Raw genomic sequence first — 24,448 nt, forward strand, 5'->3', positions numbered from 1 at the left:
GACCGATGCCGTCGCAAGTTGACCCGAACTCGGAATTCGTTGCGCGCGAGAGCTGCACACCACCCCTCGTTGTCACTCCTACGAGGTGCACACCGCGCTCCGCTCACTACCCGTTACCGCGGCGAACGGTTGTGGCCCTTTTTCGACGTTGACCACGGCGGGACGTAGCTACTTGCCAAAGAGACAGGTACGACACAACTTACGAGCTCAGCACCCCGACCGGACCGTCCCCAGTCGACCCGGACGTAGGTCCTGGAGGCGCCGCGTAAATGGTCCCGTGCGACTCCACCGGCCTTCAAGTTCGGTTATCCGCAGGTGAATGCCTCTGAATACCATTGAATACGAACGAAATACGGGTATCGAGTAACAATGCCAGGTTCAGGTTGTTATCAAATCGTGACCATACTCCCACTGGGCGGAACTCCCAGTGGACTACTAGCAGTGTCCTAACTTGCCAGTGAAGCGATCACGTCGAAGAGTGGATCGTCAGGCCCGATGTCCATCGTGCATTCGTTCGGCCGTGGATCCGGTACGAATGCCCACAGGAGAGCTCCGGCCGTGCCGGCCGCCTTCTGCCCCGTCAGCTTCGTCTCGATATTCGTGGCTCTGGTCGCCAGTGATTCACAACTACCCGCCAATTCGCCTGTCTCGGCGACCAACAACGGCTTCCCGACGTTCGTCGCCTGTTCGATACGTCGTGCCAGTCCGTTCCACTGGTCGCCCGGAAGCGGCACCCCGTCGGCTCCGTAGTCGTGATACTGCAGAACGTCGACGAAGTCGGACTCGCTCACGTATTGGTAGTCGTCACCCGCAGTGCCGCACTGACCGCCCCCGACGTATCCGGCCGTGATCAGAGTGTTCGGATCGATCGCTCGAAGTTCGGCGCCTGCCGTGTCGAAGAAGTCCCGCAACATCTGCGCGGAATCAGACGGGCACGTTCTTGTCCACCAGTTGCAGGCGGCATCGGTGCACAGGCTCGGTTCCGGCTCCCCCACCAATTCCCACGCCGCGACGGAAGGCTCGTTCTTCCAGCGGTCGACGGCGGTGTGCATCCAGTCCTGGAAGCTCATGGTGGCTCGACCTGGGATCAGGTTCGCGACCTTCCAGTCGTCGGTGTACCAGTCCCTGGATTTGAACAGCCCGTCATCGCACCCGCTGTCCTGGGGTGAGAGCACCGGAATCGTGAACTGGTTGTGTCGCGCGGCAGCGTCGAACACGGCATCCATCGGTCCGAAATCCATCTCTCCGGACACCTTGTTCACCGCGAGCGCCTGGAAGGCGTTGAAACGCGTGACGGAGTTCGGCGGCAGTGAACCGAAGTACGCGTCGAGGTCGACCATCGCGCCACAGCCGAAGTTCACCGACCAATCGGTGGCCAGTTGATAGGCATTCAGCCCGGTAGGCCACCACGGCTGTCCGTCGAGCGTCAGTCCGCTCGACGACGCTCCGACCCGAACCGGCTTGGGCGAATCGGCAACCACCGGCGTCGTGAACATTCCTGTCACCACCGCGACGGTTGCGAAGCCGACTACAGCGGCAGCGATACGGCGACGCACTGTGCGTCGCACACGCGGACGCGCTTCTTCAGAAGACATCTACAACCATCCACGTCATACGGACAATCCTCCCACACGAATTGCCTCATCGACCCGTTTGACGTTCACCGGTGACGCGATACAAACGCCAGGCCGAAGGGTCCATCCCGCCGTCGTTGGGCACCTCGAGCACGAGCGCTCCCACACCGCCGGCACCGGTGTCGTACATCGTCGGATAGCGCCGATTGACCGCGTCCGACACACCGCGACCGGTATTCGGAACCGACAGGATGTATTCGACGTGATGTTCGGCCGGGTTGTTCAGTACGCGCACGAAGTCCGCATCGGAGGGCACGACGAATTGCCGAGGGTTGTTCGACGACGCCACGACGGCATAGCTCTGCACGGTGTCGAGCAGAACCGATCCCTCCGGCAGAGCCAAGTCGTCCAGGTACCTGGCAATGCGACGCTCGGCCGCAAACGTGCGCAGATTCGTCTGCTCCTCGAGGTTCTGCCGGCCCGGAATGATCGCGCTGGCAATGGAATGCTCGAGCACTGCGATCCGCGCATTACCCATCGCGACAAACGTGACCAGCGTCGAGCCGACCAGCAAGCACAGGGAGATCACAAGAGGTAGCGACGGTCCCGCCTGCTCGGGGTACGTCGACACCGAGCGCGACGCAGCAGCCCCCGGTCGACGCGTGACGACCGGCGCTCCGCGAGGAGCGATCAAGACGACCAACACGAAACACAGCGGAATGATCGAAATGTAGAAGCGCAGAAGGGGAAACGTCGATCCCATCACGTACAGCAAGGTTTGGGCGCCGAGGATGGCGCCGAACAACACAAGAGGCACGATCACTTCGGTGTCCCGCCGCCGAAGTGCGTAGATGACGGCCAGGACCGCGAACACCGGGAGCGCCGGCCCGAGGACGGCCATTTCGGTAATCGAGAACCCGAGGCGGGCAATCGGTGAGTCGGTTCCGGCACCAGCCTGCTCCAGGATGGAACTGTTCCCGTACACCGACGAGAACTGTTGGAACGCTTGACCGGTGATGAGCCAACTGGCAAACGACCACAACGCGAAGGCAAGGAATCCCGGCATCATCACGACGGCACCGTCGAGCGCTGCTGCCCAGAGCCGCAAGCCAGGTCCCGCGCCCTCGCCCCGCTCCTCCGCGGTCGGGCGGAAACGAAGCCAACTCACCACGGTCACCAGCACCACTGCGACAAACAGCGGTGCCAATGCGTCGTAGCGGGTCAGGTACGCCAGAGCGAACGCGAGGCCGGCACCGATGAGGTCGTGGACGTCGTCGCTTCGCATCCACCGAATCAGTCGACGTGTCGCCCACAGAACGAAGAAGAGGAACGGAGCTTCGCTCATTCCGCTCGCCGCGTACATGACGATCATCGGATTGGCAGCGAACAGCACGGTCAAGATGACGGTGACCCATCGCGTACACCCACGGTCACGACTGATCCCGCGGATCTGAATCACAGCACCAGCCATGAAGGCCGCGGACATCACGACCGCAGTGATGTTCCACCGCAGCAGATCCGGCCACCAATGACCCATCAGGCCCATCGGAATCTGGACTGCCGCCGTCAACGGGGTGAACACGAATCCGATCGCCGCGAAGTGCGGATCACGGCTGAGCAACATCGCCGATACCGCGGCGACGCGACTGAGCGAATCGGTGAAGATGAACCCGATACCCGCGTTCATCCACACGCCCAACGCGGTGTAGATCGCGAAGAGGACGACGAACATCCGCCAGGGCTTCCGGCCCGGTAGATCGTGGACCGCGACGGACAGGGCCGGGCGATCGATGACGGTCACTGTCCGCGACGCCGAGCCACGAGCACACCACCGACGGCGACAGCGATCAGAACCACGGTCCCGAATCCGATCCAGCCGATTGTGACCGCGCTCAGTCCGGTCTCCTCTTCGGCCGAGGTCGCAGTGCCCAACGGGGCGACGTTGACTCCGACGTCGAACGGCTCTCCTCCGCGCGGTGCGACCAGGAGATCACCGGTCAGTTCTGCGAACCGGTCCTTCCCACCTTCCAACCAGTTGAGCAGGCCGTCGGCATCGGCCGCATCACTCGCAGAGGTCAGCGCCACCACTTCGTTGTGCGAACCCGAAACCACCTGCAAGGCACCGTACTGTCCACCGAATTCCAGACCCTGCAAGCGCAGGAGCCCTTGATCTGCGGTGTCCATGGGTAGAGCCACCGGAGTGGGCAGCGTCCCGTCCGCCGCGATCAACAACGCCGGCAGAGAGCTGGTCGCCGCGTCACCGAACGGGAGCACACGCGGTTGCAACGGAAGATAGCTCAACCGCTGCATCGTGACGACGAGGCGCTGCGCTCGAATGAGATCTGCGAAATCACCGTGACTCAAACCGACATCGAGTGTGGGCAGCATCGACTGCGGTAATGCCTCGAATCCTCCAGGTGTCGGCGGGAATCCGGTAGTGGACGTGATGGTGCTGGCCGGATCGACAGTGAGCGAAGACGGGCTACTGGTGCCGCACTGGAAGTCGCCGGTGACATCCATCGACACCTCGAACGTCAAGTCGCGACGCAGGAGTTCGTTCGGAACATCGACGCCGATGTCGAAGCGCCCAGTCTCGTTCACCGTCTGCGAGGCGAGCCGTGTATCCCCCAGCGAGATCGACAGTTCTCCGTTGCGCGAATTCGGCAGCGGCACATAGGAACCGATCATCCGGATCGACACGTCCTTCATCGGACGGCCAAGTTGCGACTGACTGAACGGGACGTCGACCTCGATGTGATTGAGACCGGAGGCCGTCAACGTTCCGAGCTTCAGCTCACCGACGGTGATGGCGTCCTGGGAAATCTGGGCAACTGTGTTGTCCGGAGACGCCAGCGCTCTGCTCGCCGCCCAGTAGCCGTCGAAGTTCGCCGCCAAGAGACTGACTTGAGGAACGAGTGTCTTGTCGTCCCCCGAAATCCGCAGCACGGGTGATCCATTCGGAGTCGCCGCGAGATCGATGCCGGCGTCCCCACTGTTGCCGATCACTACAGCCCGCTCGAACAGTCCCGGCTCGGCGGACGGTAAGCTCTGGCCGTTCGGCAGCTGCTCCACCACCACGGCGTCAGGCTGACTTCCGTACTTGTTGACAATCGCCGCACTCAGTTGCAAAGCCGCACTCTGCTGTGACCTTGCTGAACCATCCGTGACGTAGATGGTCGCCTTCCTCAAAATCGGCGGAAAGAAGGTTGCAACAGTCATAGGCTGCTGCTCGGCACCGTCGTAGGTGACAAAGGCGTCCCGGAGTGCAAGGGGCTGGTATCTCGTTCGGTCGTAACAGCGGTCGTCGACGGGAACGAGATGAGCGATCATCGACACGGTCACGCTGCGGTCGACCACTTCGAGACCTTGCAGGGGAACCGAAATCGGCAGTCCGGTTCCGGCTTGCCCGGCGTCGAAGTCGACACGGCTCACCAATCTCCCGTCGGCAGTCACTTCGAGCCAACCTCTACTGAAGTCGGTCGGGGCAGTCAGGATTCCGGTCACGGCTGTTGCGGTGAGTCCGTCCGGTACCGGCACGGTCACCAACACGGGTGCGTCATCGGAGGAGAACACGATGTCCGTCCCTCGGCCGAGTTCGGTGAAGGAGATCGGAGTTGTGGCTGCGGCGGCCACCGACGTATCCGTGTCGTCCTCGAAATCCTGGGCCGAGGCAACACTGCCGAGCGGAAGTAACAAAGTCACCGCGACAGCCACCGGCATTGCCAGCGCGCGCGTCAGCCAGGTTCGAGAGTGGCCCATCAGCGTGTCTCCTCGACATTTCTTGTTTCCGCGCAATCACCAAACACAAATCACGAGTAGCAATCTCGCCAGTTCGTGACGGTCGCAGGTCCGATCGCACCATTACGGACAAACGAACCATAACGACCGATTTGTGCGTTTGGCTAATTATCCCGACCGGCGAGACTTTTGTTACGGCGCGTCACATGATTAGCAATCGCTGCCGCTGGGAAGCCGAAAGAAACCGTCCGAAACCCCGTCAATACGCCTGAACGTCCGTCCAGTCCGAACACTTCGCGGGCGGATAATTCTCAGATAAGGATGCTGTGACGATCAATTCGATCATCCCCACCGGCAAGAGCGCGATCGGAAAGCTGGTCGGCGCGCCTTTCCACTTCGCATCATCGCTACGTATGGCCAGGGTTTTTCACCCTCACGGGATCGAACTGAAGGGAACGTTGAAGCCGGCCACCCCTTGGTGGCCGGTATCGGAGTCCTCGACGATTTCCGTCACCGCTCGAATGTCGAAAGCCCTCGGAACACCGGGAGACCTACCCGACATACTCGGCCTGGCGCTTCGGTTGCACGAGGTCGGCGCCGATGAAAATCCGTGGGACATTCTTCTCGCAACATCAGGACTTTCTACCTTCTCGAAAATGTTTCCAGCTCCGGCTTTCTCGTGGAACGGCGCGCGATACAGCACACTGGTTCCTTACTCACGCGCAGGCGGTGCGGCGGCGTGGCTGATCGTGACACCGCGCGGCGTCCACCCGGCCGGCACTTCTTTGTCGGCATTGAAAACGGCGGTCGATCATTCCCCTCTGCACTTCTCCGTGTACCTCGCGAGAATTCAACTTCAGTTGATACCGATCGGGCATCTCTGTCTCGACGAGGTCGAGGACCACCCGGATTGCCTCCAGCCGTCCTTCGATCCGGTTCTGAACAGGCCGGCCCACATGCGCATGCTTCCGGAGTGGCTCGCAGAAACGCGCAAGTTCGCGTATCGCGGTAGCCGCAACGGCCGAGGAGACACACAAAAGCGCGGTTGACCGGACTTGCCGATCAACCGCGCCGAAGCTCACTCAGCTTGTGAACTTGTCCTTGATATCCGAGACCTTGTCACTGACGGTGTCTCCGGCCTTCTTGACCTTCGCCTCGCCCTGATCGGCAACACCTTCGGCAGCCAGATCATCGTTGCCCGTGGCATTTCCGAATTTTTCCTTCGCCTCGCCGATGAGATCCTCAGCGCGGTGCTTTGCCTTGTCGATGAAGTCAGACATGTATTTCTCCTTCTTTGATTCGGTCGTGCATACGGCCGTGGGATTCGGTCGTGGATTCAGTCGAACTCGAACAGCGTGGAAAAATGTGTCAGCGTTTTCCGGTGACTGCCTTGACCAGGAACAGCAAGATGACAGCGCCTAGGAGGCAAGTGAGGAAGCTGAAGATCCAGCCGGCGCCCTCGACATCTACGCCGAAGACTCGAAGCAGGAAACCACCGATCAGGCCGCCGATGACACCGACAACGATGTTGAGGAAGATCCCCTGCTGCGCATCGGTTTTCATGATCTTACTGCCGATCCAACCCGCCAGTCCACCGATGATGATCCAGGCGATGATACCGAGAGGAAGCATTTGAACTCCTTAGAGTAAAGAGGGACGGCGCAATGAGAGACTGCCGGTGAAGGGAGAGTTCCGAGCGATCGGCCCGCGCAACTAGACCGTGATCGCGGGTTGTGTTTGCACACAACCGGAGTCTCCGCCGCACGCGCGGGGGATCGTGCACTCAGTAGCAGCCACATTGTCTGCTTACATTTCTATCAGGTGTTAACGACAGAACCAAAATGACTGGCGATTCACCACATACGAGAAACGACACTCACCGACGCACACATGATCAGCGTCACGAAGATCGCGATCGTCACCGAGGTAACGGTCGAGAGGAGCACCGTGACACACAGTGCCACAGCAACATCCATGACTCTGTGGACGATCGGGAGGTCTACCAATACCCGGTCGTCCGGAGGCTCAAACCTCGATCGATCAGAGAGTTCTCGGCTCATCGCGTTTCGCACTTTCCACGGCGATGTGGGTTCTGGTCGCCACGGAGGGATCACCGACCACCACAGCGACTTGATCCCCCGTACCGGTGACACGAGAAATCAACTCGGACAGAGTTTCCGATCCGGATACGACGCTACGTCTCAGTATCACCCGTAGCTCGACAATGCGAACTCCGCGATCGACCAACGCTTTTCCTCGGACACGCGATACTTCGTCGAAGTCCTCCAGTGATGCGCTCGCTCCTTCCGCCACTGCACCCAGATCCGCGGTGATGGAATTGTGCGAGTTCGACCCTGGGACCGTGATCTCCTTCACCCGCCGCAGCGGCACATGCGAGATCAACCACCGCAATGCGAGGAGGACAAGTAGTACTCCCACGCCTCCGACAGCCCACGGCCACCACGAGTGATCGACAAGATCTTCAGCCCACGGGATCTCGATACGCGCAGGGAGATCCTTGATCACGTCGAGATTCCACAGGATCGCTGCGACTCCCAGCACTACCGCGAGCATCCCCACTACGCATGTCGCCACGCGATCAATCGCCGTCGCCGTCCGAGTCATGACATCGATCCCGTCTGAATACGAACCTTGATTCGCGGCGATGGTGACAGTGACCCGGTCAAGTCCCCCAGCACCGCACGGATTTCCGATTCAGCGGTTGCGGCTCCATCGGGTGTGACCGAGGCCTTCACTTCGAGCTTGCGCCGAGTCGCGTGCGACGAAGCAGATCGAACCTGCGCCAGTGACTCGACGCGAACCGATGCTATCGCCGCTACATCGGCGGGATCGATCCATGTATTCGTGACTCCGACCAAGGCATTGGCAGTCTTTCGTCGCGGTTTGAGTCCGACGATCACGAACCACAGTCCGAGAACGACGGCTGCGATCCCGGCCGGCAACATCCAACCCTGGTACGTGAGCCCGTCCACATATGTGGCAGCCCTTGGTATCCACTGCGAGCCGGTGATCACGCCGGTGTCCACCAGTGCGTCGCGGACGCCGACCACGCCGAGTGCAAGTAGCGCCGCCGCGATGAGAAATCCAGTAACGGCCGATCCGGGCGTCGCAAGGGGAACAGGAGCAGCAGCCCTCGAGGCCGTGGATGGTGGTGCGACCTTTTCCGCAGTCATCGCACTTTCCTTCCCTCGTCACTCTTGGTCGATGCGGGGAGAACGCTCACGATCGCGACGTCCACGCCGTCCACGTCCAGGCCCGATACGGACTGCAACTGCGTTGTCACGTTCTCTCGCACCGCGGTACCGATCACCGACAAGGATCCGGGCCACTCGATCGCGATGTCGACCTTGGCCCGTACCCGCTTGCCGGATACCAGCACTCGCGCCCTCGGCAATTCGCGCCCGGTCAGTTTGTCCATGCCGCCGGCGTGATGACGCACCCCCGGGGTTCCGCGCGTCGCCTCGAGAACCAACTTCTGCGCGACTCTGTCTCGAATCGTCAGCGTTCCGCGATCGCCCGGCTCACCTAGCGCAGACAACTCCGGTCCAACTGTCTCAGCCACGCCCGCGGCCCTTCAACATCACACCGAGATCGAACTCGCCGTCACGCTGACCACCGACGAGGTATCCGATCACGCCGAGAACCAACGCGATGAGGAATCCGGTGAAACCGCCTGCAGCAGCCGCGACTCCGAGGAGTAGTCCTGCCAGTAGGCCGACAGTCGAGGTGGTCATGTGAATCCTCCGTTGTGGATGTTGTTCGATGGTGCGGGTCAGATTTCGGTATAGGTCTTGGCACCCGGAAACCGAGCGCGCACCCGCGTGTACTGGGCCCGAACGGGTTTGGATATCTGTCGCATCGTGCCGCGCAGCGTCGTGCGCACAACCACACCGATCGGGGATGCGAAGTCCCGGTCGACTCGTGCGAGCGCTCGATTGAGCGCGTCCGCAGATCCGCCCACGTCGGGGTGGTAGTTCCTGATCGCCTCTCGGCGTGCGGATCGGCGATCAGGAACTGAACCTCGAGAGTGCTCAGGCATCGTGCGCACGACCGACTACGTCTTCCACGGTCACGTTCACTGGGCCTGCAACGAGTCCCGAAACGGCTTGGCGGATACGTAAAGCCGTATCGCGAACGGCGGCGTCGACGAAGATGCACACATGGATGTCCGTCGACGACTCCGTCACCCGCACGCCGACGACGCGACGACCGGGGAGGTACGTGCCAACCTCGCCGAACATTCCGGCATGAAGCGAGGCGACCCCAGGCACCCGCGTCACAGCCGCCGCGATGGTGTCAGCGATTTCGGAACTCACTGCACCCGTGCAGTCTTGGGCTCGCCGGTTTCGTCGTCACTGCCCTCGTCAAGGTGGACGTCGTGAACCGTGATGTTCACCTCGGTCACCTCGAGACCGGTCATCCGTTCGAGCGCCGCGATGACGTTGCGACGAATGCCGGTGGCCAGATCGGCGAGCGATACGCCGTACTCGGCCACGATGTCGATGTCGACCGCTGCCTGCTTTTCGCCGACCTCGACCGATACTCCCTGGGAGTGGTTGACACTCGCGCCGGGGATCCGCTCACGCAGTGCCCCGACGACTCGGGACGCTCCGCCGCCGACGTCGTACACGCCGCTCACCTCTCGCGTAGCGATGCCGGCAATCTTCGAGACAACGGTGTCGGCGATCGACGTCTTTCCTTGCGAGCTCACGAGAGCCGAGTCGTTCGATGATGCAACATCCTTCGTAGATGCTGTCGCAACCTGCGTGCTGACCATTGTCATCTCCTCCTGTTGATCGATCTACCTGTGTAGTCGCGACTCGAACGCAAAACCGAATGCCTCAGCCGGGTGACGTGCATCACTGACACTTGTTAGTTACTGTCCGTAACATTCAACGCCCCGGCCGCGCGAACAATCTTCGAACGCAGCCGAGTATCCGCATTTCTGCGAGAGGAGCGACTGTGGCGTTACCGCACACACAGGGGCTCGCCGAAGCACCTGACGGCTTGGACCCTGCAACGGTGGACGCCGCGATACTCGGCGACCGAGAAGCATTCGAGTCACTCGTGCACTACTACGGCCCCGCGCTCCACCGATATGCGCGTCGAATGCTCGCGGACGAAGGCGACATTCTCGAGGTAGTCCAGGACACCTTCGTTGCCGCGTGGCGCCGCCTCGATTCATTTCGTGGCGAATCGTCGATGCGAACATGGCTTTTCGCTATCTGTTCCCGAAAGATCGTGGACAGCTATCGAATCAAGCGGGCTCAACCGATCGACGACAAGCTGCTCGATCCTCTCGTGCCGTCTCCCGAGGCCGGTCCGTTCGACGCGACCTCGAACTCCGCGTTCCTGGAAGCTCTGGAAGAAGCCTTGGGTGAATTGCCTTATCGCCAGCGTGCAGCCTGGACACTACGAGAGGTGGAGATGCTCACGTTCGTTCAAATCGGCAAGATTCTGAGACTCACTCCGGATTCGGTGCGTGGGCATCACCATCGCGCACGGGCTAACCTGAGTGAACGAATGACGAGGTGGCGATGACTGAATCACGAACCGACGCATTGATGGCGCACGCATCCGACGTCCTGCGGAACGCTCCCGAGCCAGGATGGGATCGAATCAGCGACAAGGTGATCCGGGCACTGCGGTCGACCTCGGCGTCCAGTTGGCCGCTCGATGCACATGCGTCCGAGGGTCCACGTCTCGGCACGGTGTCGGTGAGCGATCACGTACTCCGCACCCATTTGGCCGCCGAGATCCGTTCTCGACACCACTGCTCGCCGAGCAGTATCGAGTTCTTCGTCGACGGCCACGAAATACGTTCACTACGTATCGAACTGACAGCGCCGTACGGAGTGGATCTGGCCGAACTGTCGGACCGGGTACGGTTCACCGTCGTCGACGTCGTTCACTTGATCCTCGGCGACATGGACCCACCGGTCTCTGCAGAGAGCGTCCACATCGCCGTAGTCGACATCGTGGATGATCTACCTGCCGAGGTGAACACCAAAAGCCACTCCGAACACTAGGTGTTTGTTCGGCAAGTGTTTGGGAACCCGGCACTCATGACCACTCCCCCACCACCGGATCCGGGCCCGGTCCCCGATCCGGGGCCGCCGACACCACCCGCCCCGACACCACCCGATCCGCTGAATCCACCACCTGTGCCGCCGACTCCGACACCACCGAATCCGTATCCCCCGGATCCCATCCCCCAGATCTGAAGTCAGCGAGAATCTGAAGCCACGGGGCCTCAGTAGTCAGGTGGCCCCAGTAGTCACTGGCCTCAGTAGTCAGCCACCGAGTTCGGCGATCATCTCGCTCAACGATTCCGCGGCGATACGCAGTTCACCTTCGTCGGGGTTGTCGTGCGAGGACGGTAGGCGTTCGGCCAACTGCTCGCGAGTGACAAGCGAGATACCCTCGAGGCCGAACCCTTCTTCGTCGGGGACGTAGATCTCGATCTCGCCACCGACCGCTACCAATTCCGAATGGGGGCCGCTGCCGAGCAGTGCACGCAGGTGTTCGGTCGTCACGGTCATATGGTTCACGTGAAATCTCCTGCTTCGGTGACAGCTGACTTTGCTGGTACGGACTCGACGTGGCGTACTGACTCGACGTGGCGTACTGACTCGACGTGACGCACTACCACCTACTGAGTACCCCTCGCGGGTGAGCAGGAAACGACAAGTACATGAACAACGACTTCCCGAAGGAAACGCACACACCATGACTGAACAGAATTCCACCGACCACGCGGATCAGACGGACGAGCCGCAGACCACCGACACCGATCATGGTCCCGGAACCGGCTCCGATGCAGCGCACAAAGACGTTCAGACCGATCCGTCGGGCGAGCGAACCTGGGCCGACGAGGGTGGAGCTACGACCACCGGCCCGGCGACCGACACCGACTGATCCCGCAGGGACTTAGTCATCGGGACCAAGGTCCCGTGGGTCGACGCTCACGGGTCCTTGAAATCCGTACGGATCTAACGCTTTTCACCTGGGTTTTCGCGATGCGGTAAGGTAGGCACTCAGCACGGTTGAGTACCCAGCCGTTGAAGACGAGCACGGTTCGTGCGTTGCTTCCCGTGCCGTTTCCCGGTTTCGAACGAAACCGTTTCGAACCAGACCGTTCGAACGAACCGTTTCGAGCAATCCGTCAGGAGTTTCGATGAACGAGTTTTCGAGAACTACAGATGAGCGTACGGACAGTCCCCCCACATTCACCACGACGTGTGCGGAAAACATTCAGTCGCTCGTGGTCAGCGGTGAGATCGACGTCCGGTCCCGAGCTGATTTCGCTGCTTGCGTCGACGACCTGATCGGTGAGCGTCACCCGTTCGTACTCGACTGCTCGGACGTCCAGTTCATCTCCGTCGGAGGTCTTTCCATCATCGAGACTCTGTCGGCCAAGGCACGAAGGCTCGGCGTACCTTGGACGCTCGTCGCAGCGCACCCCGTCAGGCGCCCGCTCTCTCTTCTGAAAATGGACGCCGACATCGTGTTCACCGATTCGACAGCCGAGGCGGTCACGTACCTGTCCTCGACGCCCGTCCTGGACGAGACCCTGGCGGAGCCGATGTCGGCGTGAGTACCGATCTCGAAAAGCTCTCCGAATTCGTCGTCGTCGCAAACCGACTGCCCGTCGATCTCGAAACCGACGAAGACGGAGGCAAGAACTGGAAGCGAAGTCCGGGTGGACTCGTCACTGCGCTCGAACCCATCCTGCGACAGCGAGATGGCGCTTGGGTCGGCTGGCCGGGGGTCGCGGACGAGAAGGTCGATCCGATAGTGGTTGACGGCCTTCGCCTGTTTCCCGTCGAGCTCACCTCTCAGGACCTCGCCGAGTACTACGAGGGATTCTCCAACGACACGTTGTGGCCGCTCTACCACGACGTTCTGGTGGCTCCGACGTTCGAACGGTCGTGGTGGCACACGTACGTCGCGGTCAACCAGCGGTTCGCCGAGGAAACCGCCCGTTGCGCCGCGGACGGAGCCACCGTCTGGGTGCAGGACTATCAATTGCAACTCGTGCCGGCAATGTTGCGCGAGCTGCGCCCGGACCTGACGATCGGGTTCTTTCTTCACATTCCGTTTCCTCCTGTCGAGCTCTTCATGCAGCTTCCGTGGCGCAAGGAGATCGTCAAGGGCATGCTGGGCGCCGATCTGATCGGCTTCCACTTACCTGGTGGCGCAAACAATTTCCTGTTCTTGGCCCGCAAACTACTCGGCCTCAAGACAACGACCGCAGGCGTCGGTGTTCGAAGTGCGCTCGGGCATGTGGATTTCGATTCTCGCGTCGTCAAGGTGGGAGCCTTTCCGATCTCCGTCGATTCGGCCGAGCTCGAGCGGCAGTCGAAGAGCGAATCGGTCCTGCGCCGCGCACGCGAATTGAAGGAAGAGCTCGGAAATCCCGAGAAAATCCTGCTGGGAGTCGACCGCCTGGACTACACCAAGGGCATCGATCTACGGTTGCAAGCCCTCAAGGAACTCCTCGACGAGGGCCGTTTGGATCCGGAGAAGTACACGATGGTGCAGCTCGCGACGCCCAGTCGTGAACGCGTGCAACACTATATCGACCTTCGCAGTGTCATCGAGGAACAGGTGGGCCGCATCAACGGCGACCACAGTCAGATCGGCCGCCCCGTAGTTCACTACCTGTATCAACCGGTCGACCGTGAAGAACTGATCGCGTTGTTCGTCGCTGCCGACGTCATGCTCGTGACGCCGATGCGCGACGGGATGAATCTGGTGGCCAAGGAGTACGTAGCCTGCCGAAGCGACCTGGGAGGCGCTCTCGTTCTCAGCGAGTTCACCGGCGCTGCAATGGAATTACGACAGTCGTATCTGGTCAACCCGCACGATTTGGACGGCGTGAAGAATACGATTCTGACCGCGGTTCATCAGGATCCGAAAGAGGGCCGTCGCCGGATGGCTGCGCTACATCGGCAGGTCATGACGCACGATGTGCATCAGTGGGCCGAGTCGTTCCTGACCGCGCTTGCCCCACCCGGACCGCTTCCGGACGATCAGTTCGTCACGGAGCGTGAGTCGGACTTTGCGCGCAACAACTGACCCTCGCGGGCTTGCGTCAAGGGCACTCGGAGACTCGAGCTAGGATTGGTTTCAGTTCATCGTCAAGCAGCGGCTGCGAACTGATCTCCTCGACATAGCCGTGCAATGCTGCATCGGCCCAGAAAGACAGGCCGACCATGCCCCTCACGATGAAGTACTCCGAGACCTACAACGACGCACTCATCGCGCTCGCTGCCGCTACTCATCGGCCGGCCAACGTGGTGAATCTGTTCGGCGAGTACGCCATTCGTGTCGATCTCGAGTACAACCGTTACCTGCTGGCGACAAATACCGCGGCCGGACTCTCCGATCGACCCGACAACGGGGAATCGTGGCTGGTGCGGTTCTTCCAATCCGAGAACACTGACACTGCGGATCGCCTTCTCGCGGAGGCGTCGCACCAATGGTTGGTCGATGCTCTGGACGCCGCGTTCGAACAGATCGAAGCGGCGGGCAACAAGATCTCCGCCGACGCGGACTTCGGCGACCCTACCCGCACCGAAACTCCATCCTGAACAGCATCGTCTCCCGCGGGCGTCACTAGTCGTTCTCGGCGGTCAACTGGCTGATTCGAGCCGCTAAGACTGCATTCTCTGCCTCCAGGGACAGAATCAGACGAATTCCGACAAGATTGACCCCGTCGTCGATCAGCGCGGTGATGCGTCCGAGCGTATCCAGGTCGGCCTCGCTGTACCGACGCGTACCACCGTCCGTGCGGGTAGGGGTGAGTAGACCCCTTCGCTCGTAAAGGCGCAGCGTCTGAGGTCCTACCCCGGACAGCTCTGACATCACTGAGATCCCGTATACGCCGCGCAGCGCCCGGGTCTGGGATTCCGACGTCACTGGAACCTCCTAGTTCGGTGTCGGCTGTCTCGATCGGCGTTATCCGACCTTAGCATCATCACGCAGTGAATCTGACGCGGGGAACATAGATTCAAGCGTGTCCAGGGCCACTGACGGCAAAAATTGGAGTGCCAGAAATGCATGTAAATGCAGCTCAAGTCCCATTTCAACGAGATCGCAGAGCTAGCTCCCCTTCGCCACCGAGCCGAAGCAGCCTTGCCAATTATCTACATCGGCTGATATAGATTTTGTAGCACCTGAAAGCGCCATAACCGGAGCTCGATGGTGCAGAACACCCAGACGTCGGAGTCGGTGGTTCAGCCGACTCCCTCACGGCACACTCTTCACCGGGAGCAAGATGACGACGATCGACATCCCGCCCACACAGGGCGAGAGCAACACCGGCATCGGATTCACTGTCGCAAGCGCGACTTTGACAACCGAAGAGGTCAAGCGCCGAATCGCGATGATGTACGGCGACCCGGTGACAGAGGAGCCGGTAGCACTCGCGCACTGAACCTGTCCGACACGCGATCCGATTGACGATGGCGCGAGATCGCCCCGTTTGCGGGCGATCCCCATCACGACGAGAGGAAAACATATGTCCGAGTTCACCGTACCGGGACTGAGCAGCGCAGACGGTTCGTCCGTCGCCGATATTCTGCAGGAACGCCTCAGCGCCTACAACGATCTTCACCTCACGCTCAAGCACGTTCACTGGAACGTCGTGGGCCCCAACTTCATCGGCGTCCACGAGATGATCGACCCCCAGGTGGAGTTGGTCCGCGGCTACGCCGACGATGTGGCCGAACGTATCGCGGCACTGGGTAACTCGCCCAAGGGCACCGCGGGAGCGATCGAGCGGGACCGCACGTGGGACGACTACTCCGTCGGCCGAGACGACGCTCGCGCGCACCTCGCTGCGCTCGACCTCGTCTACACCGGGGTCATCACCGACAGTCGCACAGCAATTGACAGCGTCGGCAAAATCGATCCGATCACCGAAGACATGTTGATCGGCCAGACGGCACAGTTGGAAAAGTTCCAGTGGTTCGTTCGTGCTCACCTCGAGAACTCGGGTGGCAGCCTCGTACACGAAGGCGCGTCCACCGAGCAGGATGCCGCAAATGAGGCACGCCAGAGCTGATGCACCGTCCGCGATTTCGGCCGATCGGGGGTCGGCCGAAATCGCACCCCCCACAACAGGAAAGGGCAAGAGCATGTCTGCGGACTCGCGCGGCACGTCGGCACAGACACGTCGCGAGTATCAGATGTTCGTGTTGCAGCAGCGTTTGTTGTTCGGATCGATCGTGGCAGGCACCGCTCTTGGAGTTCTCGCGATCAACTACTTCTGAAATATCAGGGGCCGCAGCCGTCGAAGACAGGACAGAAACGACACAATCATGAGTTCGAGCACTCTCCGCTCGATCGTTCGTAGCGATCGCTTTGCGGCAAGCACTTCTTCTCTTCTGCTCGTGGACAGCGATTTTCGCATCCAGGGCGCAAACGACGAGTACCTTGCCGTATCCGGCCGCAGCCTCGATCAGTTACACGGAGTGGAAGTGTTCGAAGCCTTCCCCGACAATCCCGACGACTCGTTTGCCGACGGAATCTTCTCGTTGACAGCGTCATTCGAGCGCACGATGCACTCCAGAACTCGGGACGCACTGCCGACTCAGCGTTACGATGTGCGCGACGAGCGAGGCAGCGGGCTGTTTGTCACGCGCTATTGGAATACGGTCAATTCCTCTGTCACCGATGATGACGGCAGGGTTATCGGAGTGCTTCATCGTGTGTACGAGGTTCTACGACCGCGGGCTCAGCAGTCCAGTTCGGCGTCAGACGTACTTGCCCGCCTTCGCGCGGAGAACGACGAACTGAGAAGAGCTTTGGACTCTCGGCCAGTGATCGAGCAGGCCAAGGGATTACTGATGGCAGAGCGCGAGTGCTCTGCCGACCACGCCTTCGACTTTCTGGTTCAGATGTCGCAGGAATGGAACGTCAAGGTGCGCGACATCGCCGGTGGTCTTGTCGCCGCAGCAGAAAGACGTGCCGTGGATCAAAAGAATTCCTGACGACCGGGATTCAAAAGTTGTACGGCTGGGTAATGACCGACCAGAGGTACCCCCGAAATCTTCCCCGCGAGGGAGGAGCCTCGAAGGTCCCGCCGGTTCAGGCCGGCGGGACCGAGCTTTGCCTCAACACCCGACCTGGATCCTCGATCCGAGTCGAGTTCGTCACGCAGCGAAGGGAACGTCCATGTTCATGCGCTCCTACACATCTCCCAGGCCCCTTGCCGACGAGTGGGATTGGCAGCTGTCCGGCACCTGCCGCGACACCGATCCCGCCCTGTTCTACGACGACACGAACGAGCGCGGCTCCAGGCGAGCGAAGCGCGAGAGTTCGGCGAAGCTGGTGTGCGCCAGATGTCCTGTCGTGCAGAGATGCCTCGTGCACGCCATCCAGACCGGGGAACCCCACGGCATTTGGGGCGGCATGACGGCGACCGAACGAGAATCGTTGCGTAAAAGTCGAACTGAACCACTGATCAGTGCCGCGGCGAGCTCACCGGAATAGGTAGCAACCTCAAGGTCTGGCCTCGTGGTGTCGCAAACCGTGCGTGCGGCGTCGCTCCTTCATCTCGGCTTCGAAGAGGTGCGGTACTCCACCGGCCAGCTTGTCACGCACCACCTGCTCGCATTCGCGAAAGAAGGACCAGTAGTTCTCGTCGAACTCTTCGACGAGCTGGAAGGTCCAGCGCCCTTCGACCACGTTCCGGCCCATCAACTCGCCCTCGATCTGATCGGCCAGCTCGTCGTTACCGCTGGATCGCAGTAACTCGACGACCTCGTCGAGCATGAGATCCGCATGTCCGATCAGCTGATGGAAGTCGTACAGAGCGCCGCGCGCCCGCTCCACCGTTTCGAGGGCGTTCGACAACACCCCCGCTGCCTTCACCTCGTCGTCCGTGACGCCTTCCGGTCGTGTGTGTACGGGGATCTGCCTGTCCGCCTGAGTGCCCATGAAACGGACGTACCCGAACGGGTCACAAATGAAAGATGGCAATCGGTACGAGCGCACCACAGGTGATGTGTCTCACAATTCATCCTCTAGTTCGAGTAAAGAGGATTACTTCGCCGCGCGAAGGGTAATCGAAGGCCATGAATACTTCCGGGGTAGAGATGGCTGGCACGCATGGCCGGTACCGTTCCTTGCCTCGGTCCGCCGGAATTACGCCACATCTACCTACAGGAAGCCCCTTGATCCCTCTGTCGAGTCCGACCGAAGCCGAACCTACTCACGACTCCATCGCCTCGCTCCGCGTCCGAGCGTCCTACTCCCAACTGCCGACTCTGCGTGGGATCACTCGCACTGTTGCCAACAACACCGGGTTGGATGTCGACGGAACAGCCGATCTTGCTCTGGCGATGGACGAAGTCGCGAGCATCCTCATCGGCCATGCGATACCGTCCAGCGACTTGACCTGCCGATTCGAGACCTACGGTCGCACACTGCGGATCGTCGTATCGGTGATTGCGCACTCCGAAATACCCGACAAGTCCCACAGCTTCGGATGGTTCGTTCTCGAAGCACTGGTCGACTCGGTCCGTTTGGAACAATCGGAAATCGACGCGGACGGTCACATCACCCTGACGATGACGCTTGAAAAGGGCTTGCTCCAGGAGCGTGCGTGACCGCTGTCCCACCGGACAAGAAGGACCAGTACGAACTAGCTGTCGAACTGTTCGTCTCGATGGCTTCGCTTCCGCCTGACGATCCGACCCGAGAAAAGATCACCAACTCGATCATCGAACTGTGCCTACCACTGGCCACCCACGTCGCTCGCCGCTACCAGGGACGCGGCCAGCCATTCGAGGACTTGGAACAAGTTGCGCGCGTGGGTTTGGTACAGGCTGTGCAGCGATTCGACGTAGACAAAGGGTCAGATTTCCTGTCGTTCGCAGTCCCCACCGTAATGGGTGAGGTACGCAAGCACTTTCGCGATCACGGCTGGTCCGTGCGCGTGCCTCGCAGCCTTCAGGAACGACACCTTGCCCTCAACCGGGCGCTCACGTCGTTGTCGCAGACGCTCGGCCGTGCACCGACAGTCGCGGAACTCGCCAAGGAGCTCGACATAGAGCCGGACGAGGTCGAGCAGGGTTTGACCGCCGGAAATTCGTATCGAACGACCCCGCTCGACACGGCGTCCGCCGGCGACGGGAGCGGACTGACCCTGATCGATACTTTGGGACAGTACGACGAAGCGATCAGTCGGATCGACAATCACGAAACCCTGCGGCCCGCGCTCCTGGCACTACCGGAGCGCGAGCGCACGATCGTCGTTCTCAGATTCTTCGGTCATCTCACCCAATCCCAGATCGCCGACAAGGTCGGCATCTCTCAGATGCATGTATCGAGAATTCTCACTCAGACTCTGAAGCAGCTACGGACCGAGATGGGTGAAATCTTCTGAAGGTACGTCTCGCGGATCAAATGTATTCCTGTGCAAGACGTTCCAATTCGTCTCGATCGATGAGGCCGGGCTGGCCGATGTCGAGAGCCTCGAGATATTTGTTGGCGAGGCGATAATCGTGCCCCCAACGACCGTGCTCGCCGTCCTGCTCGGCGCGCTGAACACTGGAACCGGGCGGAACCTCGTCCCTCAGTCCGTTGGTCTGCGCGCCGATCAATGTGTCCAGCTTGGTCGAGATGGCCGTGAGTGCATCGCGGTCGTTCATCTGAATCCCTTCGTCAGGTGACGCTGATCCCCCACCATACCGAAGTGCCTGTCCAAAAACATTGCACCGCTTAATGTTCGACTACAAGCCTGGACCGATCCAAGCCCTCGAGCTACACTGAACGGTACCGAGGTTGAGAATACAGCCGGGGCTGAAGCCGCTGGCGCTCGGTTCGCATCAAGGCTCTGGATCAGGTCACATTTTCCTGCGTACATCCATTGGGCTCAATGCTTTCCACACCTGGACTCTTTCACTTTCCGTGCCGCCAGGTCGGTCGTCAGCCTTTCGATGAAAAGCACACAGACCGGATCTGCCATGAATCTGAATGATCTCGACCATGCACCGATCGATTTCGTCGATCCCTCAACACAATTGGGGCCGATCGTGGACACACAAGGCTTCGCGGCCTGGCGGATAACACCCTCGACAGTCCTGATCCAGGTCGACGTCGACCTCGACAAACTGTCCGCGCCAGAACTACGAGAACTTCTCGACTCGTACGCAGCGGAGTGGTCTCGCGTCATTCTCGACCTGTCCAATTCACTGTTCGTCGGTGCGGTCTGCCTCGAACTGTTCGCCGAACTGAACTCCCGTTCGCGAGCCCACGATTTCCAGTGGTCCGTCATCGGGTCACACCCGCTTCGACGCTTGCTTCGGGCTGCGCGGGCGGACGAGGAATTCCCGGTCACCAACTCTGTCGAGGGAGCCATGCGCGCACTCGACGAAGCCGAGCAGTCGCTCGAAGCCTCCTGACGCCACGCCTGCACCGGCGTCGAGCGCCGCACGCTCGCAGCGACTAAGGTTCGTCGGGCTGTCCGACGAGCTGAGAGAGACCGAGAATGACAATCGCCAAGCGCCTCGATGCCTTGCAACAGAAGCATCCGGCACTGGGGTTCCCGATAGCGGTCCTCTACAAGTTCCTCGACGATCAAGGTGTTTATCTCGCCGCGCTGATCGCTTACTACGGTTTCGTCTCGCTCTTTCCTCTTCTTCTGTTGCTCTCGACCATTCTCGGCTTCGTGCTCTCGGGCAACCCCGTGCTTCAGCAACAGATCTTGGACTCCGCGCTGCATCAGTTTCCGGTAATCGGTGACGACCTGGGCAATGCGCAACAGATCGGCGGCGGTGTCACAGGGCTGGTGATCGGAATCGTCGGTGGTCTCTACGGTGGCCTCGGCGTCGCTCTGGCTTGCCAGAATGCAATGAACACGGTGTGGTCGGTGCCCCGAAACATGCGACCGGATCCCATCCGCGGTCGTCTTCAAGGGTTACTGCTTCTCGGCACGATCGGTCTCGCGATCGTGGGGACCACCGCTGTCTCCAACATCGGCGGTGCGCTTCATCTGGGCGGTTCGTTCAGCTTCCTGCTGACCCTTGCGGTAGTCGTATTGAACGCGGGCATCTTCATCGTCGCTTTCCGGCTCACCTGCGCCCGCCCGCTCTCGGTGGCCGATGTGGCACCCGGAGCGATCGCCGCTGCTGTTCTCTGGCAAGCACTTCAGTCCTTCGGTGCCCTTTACGTGACATCCGTGGTGCGAGGCGCCTCCACCACCAATGGCGTCTTCGCCATCGTTCTGGGTTTGTTGGCCTTCTTGTTCCTCGCTGCCGCCTCGATCGTCATGTGCGCGGAAATCAACGTCGTGCGAGTCGACAAACTCCATCCGCGGGGGTTGTTGGCTCCGTTCACCGACAACACCGAGCTCATCGAAGGCGATCGGCGCACCTTCGCCGATCAAGCAAAGGCGCAACGCGCGGTTCCTCACGAGAACATCCATGTGACGTTCGACGGGCGCACCAAACCCGACGATTCGGACTGATCTCGACCCCGATCGAGTTGGGTATTTGGTCCCCTCCTGGGTATCGGGGTGGCATTCTGCGCCGCGAATCCAGATTTAACACAAGTGTTGTCATTTCGCGCTGCATCGAAGCGACGAATACATCACAGCAGGTAAACGCGCATAGTTGAACAATCACCTGCTTCCGACGCGGTCCCGGAACGGGACAAAGCCGTCAAATACTGCAACTCGCCATGCATGTAATTGGAGACAGAAAAAGAAGAGCATGGCAGGATCAGGTGTGAGACCGGACTCTCGATGGGAGGGCTCGGCTCGATGGATCCAGGAGAATTTGGTTATGGCTCAGGGCAGTGTCAAGTGGTTCAACGGTGAAAAGGGCTTCGGATTCATCGAGCAGGAAGGTGGCGGACCGGATGTGTTCGTTCACTACTCGGAGATCCAGGGCAGCGGCTACAAGTCCCTCGACGAGGGCCAGAAGGTCGAGTTCGAGATCGGACAGGGCCAGAAGGGCCCCCAGGCTCAGAACGTTCGCGCCATCTGAGTTCGATCCCAGTCTGACTTCAGACTGAAAAGGCTGGACGCTGCACCGCATGGTGCCGGCATCCAGCCTTTTCTTGGTTTCCAAGTCTTCCTGGCCTTCCTGGACTCCGGGTCCGGTACCGGCTAGGTCGCTCGCGCTCGCTTCTTCTTGTGTGAGCTGTCGCAGAACGGCGCGATACCGGTTCGTCCGCATCGACACAAAGCAACCGTGGAGCGCTTGTTCTCGATCGGAGTGCCGTCGTCACGGAGCAACTCGAAGTCACCACGCACCAGCAGCGGGCCGTCCGAGCAGGCGGTTATGGTGGTCTTGTTACCAGGAACACTCGGTGTTTCGGCAGATGACGATTCGGGAAACGCGGTCATATGTCCTCTTCACTTCTCGATTCGGCCACTGGCGTGCCCACTTCCATGCCTGTTCCACAGGCGCGCGGCCCACTGAGCGCCACTCTTGTTTCCATTCTGCGCTCCTCGGCCGATCCGAGGGAGCTTACGGCTGCCACCGACGCCTACGAGGATGCACGGTCCATCGACCCCACCTACGACATTCTTCGAGACGACGACGCTCAGTTGACCCTGACGCTCCTCTACGAGCTTCATTTGCAGGGAATCGAGAACGTCTCGGACGAGTGGGAGTGGAATCCGGATCTGCTCGCCGTGCGCTCTCGGCTCGAAGCGCACTTCGAGCCCGGCATCGCGGAACTTGTGGGAGAGGTTCCGTCGTCCGGCGACGTGGTGGCCGACCTGTGGGCGATGACCGTTCCCAGCGCCGGCCCCGGTCTGGCGTCCTTCATGGCGAAGGACGCCACGGTCGATCAGTTCGCGGAGGTGCTGATTCACCGTTCGCTCAATCAGCTCCGTGAAGCGGATGTGCACACCCTCGGAATTTCGCGGCTCTCCGGTGCCGTCAAGGCGGCACTCGTCGAAGTGCAGAGCGACGAGTACGGAGGCGGCCGCGCCGAGCGTATGCATTCGCGTCTTTTTGCCGACACCATGCGGGCAGTCGGTCTTTCGGACCGCTACGGCCATTACATCGATGCTGTTCCCGCGGTCACCTTGGCGTCGTTGAATGCTCTCTCGCTCTTCGGTTTTCACCGTCGACATCTCGGAACGCTGGTCGGGCACCTGTGCGCCGTCGAGACCACGTCGGCGCTGCCGAGCAAGCGCTACAGTGCCGGACTGCGCCGACTCGGATTCGGTTCGGACGCGACACTGTTCTACGACGAGCACGTGGAAGCAGATTCGGTTCACGAACAGATCGCCGTTCGCGAACTTGCCGGCGGTCTTGCTTCTTCGCAGCCGCACCGCACTGATGACATCTTGTTCGGCGCCGCAGCGTGCCTCGCGTTCGACGACCTTCTCGGCGATCACCTCACATCGAGCTGGGAGAAGGGCGAGACTTCGTTGCGCGAATGATCACGAGTTGTTCGATTTCCTGACCTGTGGTGATCAGCCCTCGCGCCTCCAGCATGGTGCGCCGCTCGCGCATCACGGGCCCGAAGGGAATGTACTTCCGGGCCGAAATCTCCACGGCCATACCGTGTTCCTCGAGTATGGCCTCGGTCTTGTCGACCCCACACAGTACCGACTGCAGGAGAAGAAGTGTGCCGCCGGGGACGAGCACTTCGTGAACCGTGGCCGCGATCCTGTCGATCAGGGCACGACCGTCCTTGCCTGCGTCCCAAGCCCGTTCGATTCCAGCGGTAGGGAGATCATCTGCAAGCGCAGGGACGTACGGCGGGTTGGAGATCACCAGATCGAAGAGTTCCCCGTGCACCGCGCCGGTGAGGTCCCCACGACGGGAGTCGATCGAGGTTCCGTTGAGGATCCCGTTGAGACGAGCGTTGGCACACGCTCGGCGAGATATGTCGACCGCGACGACGTGACCTGCGCCGGCCGCGGATGCCGCGACGGCAAGGGCGCCGGTCCCCGTGCACAGATCCAGCACCCGACTGCGAGCGGTGAGGTGCTCGAACAGCAGCGCATCCGCCAGTAACGACGTGTCGTGTTGCGGTGGATACACACCAGGTAGACGCAGGATCATCATCGGCTCCTCTTTTTCAGGCGACATCGCACATCGCTGCGTGCGGCTACCCAGGAACCTCGGATTTCATGCAAC

General features: G+C 60.8%; 37 protein-coding genes. 18 read left to right on the plus strand and 19 right to left on the minus strand.

The genetic code is table 11. The features are described from left to right. Positions 1 to 446 precede the first annotated feature (446 nt). From G8767_RS23895 to G8767_RS23905, 3 genes are read right to left on the minus strand one after another with little or no spacing between them, the layout of a single operon-like run. The gene (locus tag G8767_RS23895) at positions 447 to 1,595 is read right to left on the minus strand and encodes a cellulase family glycosylhydrolase (RefSeq protein WP_095971920.1); all 1,149 of its coding nucleotides are present in this window, start codon (positions 1,593 to 1,595) and stop codon (positions 447 to 449) included. Positions 1,596 to 1,641: 46 nt separating this feature from the next. Further along, positions 1,642 to 3,375 (minus strand): ABC transporter, encoded by a 1,734-nt coding sequence (locus G8767_RS23900; protein ID WP_124567373.1) that lies wholly within the window; start codon positions 3,373 to 3,375, stop codon positions 1,642 to 1,644. Next, positions 3,372 to 5,333 (minus strand): hypothetical protein, encoded by a 1,962-nt coding sequence (locus G8767_RS23905; protein WP_166812219.1) that lies wholly within the window; start codon positions 5,331 to 5,333, stop codon positions 3,372 to 3,374. The genes G8767_RS23900 and G8767_RS23905 overlap by 4 nt, the downstream gene beginning before the upstream one ends. Before the next feature lie 305 nt (positions 5,334 to 5,638). Here G8767_RS23905 and G8767_RS23910 point away from each other — a divergent pair, with 305 nt between their 5' ends. Further along, entirely contained in the window at positions 5,639 to 6,361 is a 723-nt protein-coding gene (locus G8767_RS23910; RefSeq protein WP_124567375.1) for a hypothetical protein, read from the plus strand. A gap of 33 nt (positions 6,362 to 6,394) precedes the next feature. On the opposite strand, the gene G8767_RS23915 is transcribed toward G8767_RS23910, so the two are convergent. The 10 genes from G8767_RS23915 to G8767_RS23955 form a co-directional block, all read right to left on the minus strand. Beyond that, complete coding sequence (locus tag G8767_RS23915) at positions 6,395 to 6,592, minus strand: CsbD family protein (RefSeq protein ID WP_007726588.1); 198 nt, start codon at positions 6,590 to 6,592, stop codon at positions 6,395 to 6,397. An 88-nt stretch (positions 6,593 to 6,680) separates the two neighbouring features. Further along, the gene (locus G8767_RS23920; RefSeq protein ID WP_003943661.1) at positions 6,681 to 6,944 is read right to left on the minus strand and encodes a GlsB/YeaQ/YmgE family stress response membrane protein; all 264 of its coding nucleotides are present in this window, start codon (positions 6,942 to 6,944) and stop codon (positions 6,681 to 6,683) included. Positions 6,945 to 7,165: 221 nt separating this feature from the next. Beyond that, entirely contained in the window at positions 7,166 to 7,288 is a 123-nt protein-coding gene (locus G8767_RS36380) for a hypothetical protein (RefSeq protein WP_260395499.1), read from the minus strand. Positions 7,289 to 7,352: 64 nt separating this feature from the next. Next, positions 7,353 to 7,937 (minus strand): hypothetical protein, encoded by a 585-nt coding sequence (locus G8767_RS23925; RefSeq protein ID WP_095971916.1) that lies wholly within the window; start codon positions 7,935 to 7,937, stop codon positions 7,353 to 7,355. Further along, complete coding sequence (locus tag G8767_RS23930) at positions 7,934 to 8,506, minus strand: DUF6286 domain-containing protein (RefSeq protein WP_095971915.1); 573 nt, start codon at positions 8,504 to 8,506, stop codon at positions 7,934 to 7,936. The genes G8767_RS23925 and G8767_RS23930 overlap by 4 nt, the downstream gene beginning before the upstream one ends. Continuing rightward, the gene (locus G8767_RS23935; protein WP_095971914.1) at positions 8,503 to 8,895 is read right to left on the minus strand and encodes an Asp23/Gls24 family envelope stress response protein; all 393 of its coding nucleotides are present in this window, start codon (positions 8,893 to 8,895) and stop codon (positions 8,503 to 8,505) included. The genes G8767_RS23930 and G8767_RS23935 overlap by 4 nt, the downstream gene beginning before the upstream one ends. Then, positions 8,888 to 9,067 carry a hypothetical protein gene (locus G8767_RS23940; RefSeq protein ID WP_003943629.1) on the minus strand — a complete coding sequence of 60 codons (180 nt, stop codon included), beginning with the start codon at positions 9,065 to 9,067 and terminating at the stop codon, positions 8,888 to 8,890. The genes G8767_RS23935 and G8767_RS23940 overlap by 8 nt, the downstream gene beginning before the upstream one ends. Positions 9,068 to 9,105: 38 nt before the next feature. Continuing rightward, positions 9,106 to 9,294, minus strand: a complete 189-nt coding sequence (locus tag G8767_RS23945) for a hypothetical protein (RefSeq protein ID WP_235171495.1) — start codon at positions 9,292 to 9,294, stop codon at positions 9,106 to 9,108. Positions 9,295 to 9,364: 70 nt separating this feature from the next. Next, complete coding sequence (locus G8767_RS23950) at positions 9,365 to 9,649, minus strand: hypothetical protein (protein WP_095971912.1); 285 nt, start codon at positions 9,647 to 9,649, stop codon at positions 9,365 to 9,367. After that, positions 9,646 to 10,110, minus strand: a complete 465-nt coding sequence (locus tag G8767_RS23955; RefSeq protein ID WP_003943699.1) for an Asp23/Gls24 family envelope stress response protein — start codon at positions 10,108 to 10,110, stop codon at positions 9,646 to 9,648. Before G8767_RS23955 ends, G8767_RS23950 begins: the two co-directional genes overlap by 4 nt. A 185-nt stretch (positions 10,111 to 10,295) precedes the next feature. Between G8767_RS23955 and G8767_RS23960 the strand changes: the two genes are divergently transcribed. After that, positions 10,296 to 10,874: an RNA polymerase sigma factor gene (locus G8767_RS23960; RefSeq protein ID WP_029537811.1), complete on the plus strand. Its 579-nt coding sequence runs from the start codon at positions 10,296 to 10,298 to the stop codon at positions 10,872 to 10,874. Beyond that, a complete protein-coding gene (locus G8767_RS23965) occupies positions 10,871 to 11,362 on the plus strand; it encodes a hypothetical protein (protein WP_206029713.1) in 492 nt (163 codons plus the stop codon). Before G8767_RS23960 ends, G8767_RS23965 begins: the two co-directional genes overlap by 4 nt. Before the next feature lie 264 nt (positions 11,363 to 11,626). Here G8767_RS23965 and G8767_RS23975 read toward each other — a convergent pair whose 3' ends face one another. Continuing rightward, positions 11,627 to 11,875 (minus strand): hypothetical protein, encoded by a 249-nt coding sequence (locus G8767_RS23975; RefSeq protein ID WP_095971909.1) that lies wholly within the window; start codon positions 11,873 to 11,875, stop codon positions 11,627 to 11,629. A 187-nt stretch (positions 11,876 to 12,062) separates the two neighbouring features. On the opposite strand from G8767_RS23975, the gene G8767_RS23980 reads away from it, so the two are divergent. The 4 genes from G8767_RS23980 to G8767_RS23995 all read left to right on the plus strand — a co-directional run bounded on the left by G8767_RS23980 (position 12,063) and on the right by G8767_RS23995 (position 14,929). Continuing rightward, positions 12,063 to 12,251, plus strand: coding sequence for a PI-type proteinase (locus G8767_RS23980; protein WP_124567378.1), 189 nt, complete (start codon positions 12,063 to 12,065; stop codon positions 12,249 to 12,251). A gap of 259 nt (positions 12,252 to 12,510) precedes the next feature. Continuing rightward, complete coding sequence (locus tag G8767_RS23985; protein ID WP_095971908.1) at positions 12,511 to 12,930, plus strand: STAS domain-containing protein; 420 nt, start codon at positions 12,511 to 12,513, stop codon at positions 12,928 to 12,930. Next, positions 12,927 to 14,414 carry a trehalose-6-phosphate synthase gene (locus G8767_RS23990; protein ID WP_095971907.1) on the plus strand — a complete coding sequence of 496 codons (1,488 nt, stop codon included), beginning with the start codon at positions 12,927 to 12,929 and terminating at the stop codon, positions 14,412 to 14,414. The genes G8767_RS23985 and G8767_RS23990 overlap by 4 nt, the downstream gene beginning before the upstream one ends. A gap of 137 nt (positions 14,415 to 14,551) precedes the next feature. Beyond that, positions 14,552 to 14,929, plus strand: a complete 378-nt coding sequence (locus G8767_RS23995; RefSeq protein WP_095971906.1) for a hypothetical protein — start codon at positions 14,552 to 14,554, stop codon at positions 14,927 to 14,929. A 25-nt stretch (positions 14,930 to 14,954) separates the two neighbouring features. On the opposite strand, the gene G8767_RS24000 is transcribed toward G8767_RS23995, so the two are convergent. Continuing rightward, positions 14,955 to 15,257, minus strand: a complete 303-nt coding sequence (locus G8767_RS24000; protein ID WP_124567380.1) for a MerR family transcriptional regulator — start codon at positions 15,255 to 15,257, stop codon at positions 14,955 to 14,957. Between the two features lie 358 nt (positions 15,258 to 15,615). Here G8767_RS24000 and G8767_RS24005 point away from each other — a divergent pair, with 358 nt between their 5' ends. The 5 genes from G8767_RS24005 to G8767_RS24025 all read left to right on the plus strand — a co-directional run bounded on the left by G8767_RS24005 (position 15,616) and on the right by G8767_RS24025 (position 17,834). Next, positions 15,616 to 15,774 carry a hypothetical protein gene (locus tag G8767_RS24005; RefSeq protein ID WP_166812223.1) on the plus strand — a complete coding sequence of 53 codons (159 nt, stop codon included), beginning with the start codon at positions 15,616 to 15,618 and terminating at the stop codon, positions 15,772 to 15,774. Between the two features lie 84 nt (positions 15,775 to 15,858). Continuing rightward, complete coding sequence (locus tag G8767_RS24010; RefSeq protein ID WP_095971904.1) at positions 15,859 to 16,404, plus strand: DNA starvation/stationary phase protection protein; 546 nt, start codon at positions 15,859 to 15,861, stop codon at positions 16,402 to 16,404. Positions 16,405 to 16,477: 73 nt separating this feature from the next. After that, a complete protein-coding gene (locus G8767_RS36385; protein WP_020968725.1) occupies positions 16,478 to 16,612 on the plus strand; it encodes a hypothetical protein in 135 nt (44 codons plus the stop codon). A 48-nt stretch (positions 16,613 to 16,660) separates the two neighbouring features. After that, positions 16,661 to 17,332, plus strand: coding sequence for an ANTAR domain-containing protein (locus G8767_RS24020; protein WP_095971902.1), 672 nt, complete (start codon positions 16,661 to 16,663; stop codon positions 17,330 to 17,332). Between the two features lie 184 nt (positions 17,333 to 17,516). Continuing rightward, a complete protein-coding gene (locus tag G8767_RS24025; protein WP_095971959.1) occupies positions 17,517 to 17,834 on the plus strand; it encodes a WhiB family transcriptional regulator in 318 nt (105 codons plus the stop codon). A gap of 9 nt (positions 17,835 to 17,843) precedes the next feature. On the opposite strand, the gene G8767_RS24030 is transcribed toward G8767_RS24025, so the two are convergent. Next, the gene (locus tag G8767_RS24030; RefSeq protein WP_095971958.1) at positions 17,844 to 18,281 is read right to left on the minus strand and encodes a hypothetical protein; all 438 of its coding nucleotides are present in this window, start codon (positions 18,279 to 18,281) and stop codon (positions 17,844 to 17,846) included. Positions 18,282 to 18,517: 236 nt separating this feature from the next. Between G8767_RS24030 and G8767_RS24035 the strand changes: the two genes are divergently transcribed. Then, positions 18,518 to 18,952 (plus strand): ATP-binding protein, encoded by a 435-nt coding sequence (locus tag G8767_RS24035; protein ID WP_166812225.1) that lies wholly within the window; start codon positions 18,518 to 18,520, stop codon positions 18,950 to 18,952. 59 nt (positions 18,953 to 19,011) lie between these two features. Continuing rightward, positions 19,012 to 19,731, plus strand: coding sequence for a SigB/SigF/SigG family RNA polymerase sigma factor (locus tag G8767_RS24040; RefSeq protein WP_234036979.1), 720 nt, complete (start codon positions 19,012 to 19,014; stop codon positions 19,729 to 19,731). Between the two features lie 16 nt (positions 19,732 to 19,747). Here G8767_RS24040 and G8767_RS24045 read toward each other — a convergent pair whose 3' ends face one another. Then, on the minus strand, positions 19,748 to 19,996 hold the full coding sequence (locus tag G8767_RS24045) for a modification methylase HgiDII (protein WP_124567381.1): 249 nt from the start codon (positions 19,994 to 19,996) through the stop codon (positions 19,748 to 19,750). A 315-nt stretch (positions 19,997 to 20,311) separates the two neighbouring features. On the opposite strand from G8767_RS24045, the gene G8767_RS24050 reads away from it, so the two are divergent. From G8767_RS24050 to G8767_RS24060, 3 genes are all read left to right on the plus strand, one after another. After that, on the plus strand, positions 20,312 to 20,749 hold the full coding sequence (locus tag G8767_RS24050; RefSeq protein ID WP_124567382.1) for an STAS domain-containing protein: 438 nt from the start codon (positions 20,312 to 20,314) through the stop codon (positions 20,747 to 20,749). An 86-nt stretch (positions 20,750 to 20,835) separates the two neighbouring features. Further along, the gene (locus G8767_RS24055) at positions 20,836 to 21,813 is read left to right on the plus strand and encodes a YhjD/YihY/BrkB family envelope integrity protein (RefSeq protein WP_166812227.1); all 978 of its coding nucleotides are present in this window, start codon (positions 20,836 to 20,838) and stop codon (positions 21,811 to 21,813) included. Between the two features lie 316 nt (positions 21,814 to 22,129). Beyond that, complete coding sequence (locus tag G8767_RS24060; protein WP_003943666.1) at positions 22,130 to 22,333, plus strand: cold-shock protein; 204 nt, start codon at positions 22,130 to 22,132, stop codon at positions 22,331 to 22,333. Between the two features lie 122 nt (positions 22,334 to 22,455). Here the strand turns inward: G8767_RS24060 and G8767_RS24065 are convergent, their stop codons facing one another. Then, positions 22,456 to 22,695 carry a CDGSH iron-sulfur domain-containing protein gene (locus tag G8767_RS24065; protein ID WP_166812229.1) on the minus strand — a complete coding sequence of 80 codons (240 nt, stop codon included), beginning with the start codon at positions 22,693 to 22,695 and terminating at the stop codon, positions 22,456 to 22,458. On the opposite strand from G8767_RS24065, the gene G8767_RS24070 reads away from it, so the two are divergent. Then, on the plus strand, positions 22,696 to 23,745 hold the full coding sequence (locus G8767_RS24070) for an iron-containing redox enzyme family protein (RefSeq protein ID WP_166812231.1): 1,050 nt from the start codon (positions 22,696 to 22,698) through the stop codon (positions 23,743 to 23,745). It begins immediately after the preceding gene. On the opposite strand, the gene G8767_RS24075 is transcribed toward G8767_RS24070, so the two are convergent. Beyond that, a complete protein-coding gene (locus G8767_RS24075; RefSeq protein ID WP_206029714.1) occupies positions 23,702 to 24,400 on the minus strand; it encodes a HemK2/MTQ2 family protein methyltransferase in 699 nt (232 codons plus the stop codon). The two genes, G8767_RS24070 and G8767_RS24075, sit on opposite strands and share 44 nt — an antisense overlap. Positions 24,401 to 24,448 lie beyond the last annotated feature (48 nt).

Source organism: Rhodococcus sp. IC4_135 (genome assembly GCF_011602025.1).
GTDB classification, from domain to species: domain Bacteria; phylum Actinomycetota; class Actinomycetes; order Mycobacteriales; family Mycobacteriaceae; genus Rhodococcus_F; species Rhodococcus_F baikonurensis.

Excerpts from the sequence above, each read along its gene's own strand:
- G8767_RS23895 (WP_095971920.1), bottom strand. The coding sequence starts at position 1,595 with ATGTCTTCTGAAGAAGCGCGTCCGCGTGTGCGACGCACAGTGCGTCGC.
- G8767_RS23905 (WP_166812219.1), bottom strand. The coding sequence starts at position 5,333 with ATGGGCCACTCTCGAACCTGGCTGACGCGCGCGCTGGCAATGCCGGTG.
- G8767_RS23915 (WP_007726588.1), bottom strand. The coding sequence starts at position 6,592 with ATGTCTGACTTCATCGACAAGGCAAAGCACCGCGCTGAGGATCTCATC.
- G8767_RS23920 (WP_003943661.1), bottom strand. The coding sequence starts at position 6,944 with ATGCTTCCTCTCGGTATCATCGCCTGGATCATCATCGGTGGACTGGCG.
- G8767_RS36380 (WP_260395499.1), bottom strand. The coding sequence starts at position 7,288 with ATGGATGTTGCTGTGGCACTGTGTGTCACGGTGCTCCTCTCGACCGTT.
- G8767_RS23925 (WP_095971916.1), bottom strand. The coding sequence starts at position 7,937 with ATGACTCGGACGGCGACGGCGATTGATCGCGTGGCGACATGCGTAGTG.
- G8767_RS23930 (WP_095971915.1), bottom strand. The coding sequence starts at position 8,506 with ATGACTGCGGAAAAGGTCGCACCACCATCCACGGCCTCGAGGGCTGCT.
- G8767_RS23940 (WP_003943629.1), bottom strand. The coding sequence starts at position 9,067 with ATGACCACCTCGACTGTCGGCCTACTGGCAGGACTACTCCTCGGAGTC.
- G8767_RS23955 (WP_003943699.1), bottom strand. The coding sequence starts at position 10,110 with ATGGTCAGCACGCAGGTTGCGACAGCATCTACGAAGGATGTTGCATCA.
- G8767_RS23965 (WP_206029713.1), top strand. The coding sequence starts at position 10,871 with ATGACTGAATCACGAACCGACGCATTGATGGCGCACGCATCCGACGTC.
- G8767_RS23975 (WP_095971909.1), bottom strand. The coding sequence starts at position 11,875 with ATGACCGTGACGACCGAACACCTGCGTGCACTGCTCGGCAGCGGCCCC.
- G8767_RS23980 (WP_124567378.1), top strand. The coding sequence starts at position 12,063 with ATGACTGAACAGAATTCCACCGACCACGCGGATCAGACGGACGAGCCG.
- G8767_RS23985 (WP_095971908.1), top strand. The coding sequence starts at position 12,511 with ATGAACGAGTTTTCGAGAACTACAGATGAGCGTACGGACAGTCCCCCC.
- G8767_RS23995 (WP_095971906.1), top strand. The coding sequence starts at position 14,552 with ATGCCCCTCACGATGAAGTACTCCGAGACCTACAACGACGCACTCATC.
- G8767_RS24005 (WP_166812223.1), top strand. The coding sequence starts at position 15,616 with ATGACGACGATCGACATCCCGCCCACACAGGGCGAGAGCAACACCGGC.
- G8767_RS24010 (WP_095971904.1), top strand. The coding sequence starts at position 15,859 with ATGTCCGAGTTCACCGTACCGGGACTGAGCAGCGCAGACGGTTCGTCC.
- G8767_RS36385 (WP_020968725.1), top strand. The coding sequence starts at position 16,478 with ATGTCTGCGGACTCGCGCGGCACGTCGGCACAGACACGTCGCGAGTAT.
- G8767_RS24020 (WP_095971902.1), top strand. The coding sequence starts at position 16,661 with ATGAGTTCGAGCACTCTCCGCTCGATCGTTCGTAGCGATCGCTTTGCG.
- G8767_RS24025 (WP_095971959.1), top strand. The coding sequence starts at position 17,517 with ATGTTCATGCGCTCCTACACATCTCCCAGGCCCCTTGCCGACGAGTGG.
- G8767_RS24030 (WP_095971958.1), bottom strand. The coding sequence starts at position 18,281 with ATGGGCACTCAGGCGGACAGGCAGATCCCCGTACACACACGACCGGAA.
- G8767_RS24040 (WP_234036979.1), top strand. The coding sequence starts at position 19,012 with ATGGCTTCGCTTCCGCCTGACGATCCGACCCGAGAAAAGATCACCAAC.
- G8767_RS24045 (WP_124567381.1), bottom strand. The coding sequence starts at position 19,996 with ATGAACGACCGCGATGCACTCACGGCCATCTCGACCAAGCTGGACACA.
- G8767_RS24050 (WP_124567382.1), top strand. The coding sequence starts at position 20,312 with ATGAATCTGAATGATCTCGACCATGCACCGATCGATTTCGTCGATCCC.
- G8767_RS24055 (WP_166812227.1), top strand. The coding sequence starts at position 20,836 with ATGACAATCGCCAAGCGCCTCGATGCCTTGCAACAGAAGCATCCGGCA.
- G8767_RS24060 (WP_003943666.1), top strand. The coding sequence starts at position 22,130 with ATGGCTCAGGGCAGTGTCAAGTGGTTCAACGGTGAAAAGGGCTTCGGA.
- G8767_RS24065 (WP_166812229.1), bottom strand. The coding sequence starts at position 22,695 with ATGACCGCGTTTCCCGAATCGTCATCTGCCGAAACACCGAGTGTTCCT.
- G8767_RS24070 (WP_166812231.1), top strand. The coding sequence starts at position 22,696 with ATGTCCTCTTCACTTCTCGATTCGGCCACTGGCGTGCCCACTTCCATG.
- G8767_RS24075 (WP_206029714.1), bottom strand. The coding sequence starts at position 24,400 with ATGTCGCCTGAAAAAGAGGAGCCGATGATGATCCTGCGTCTACCTGGT.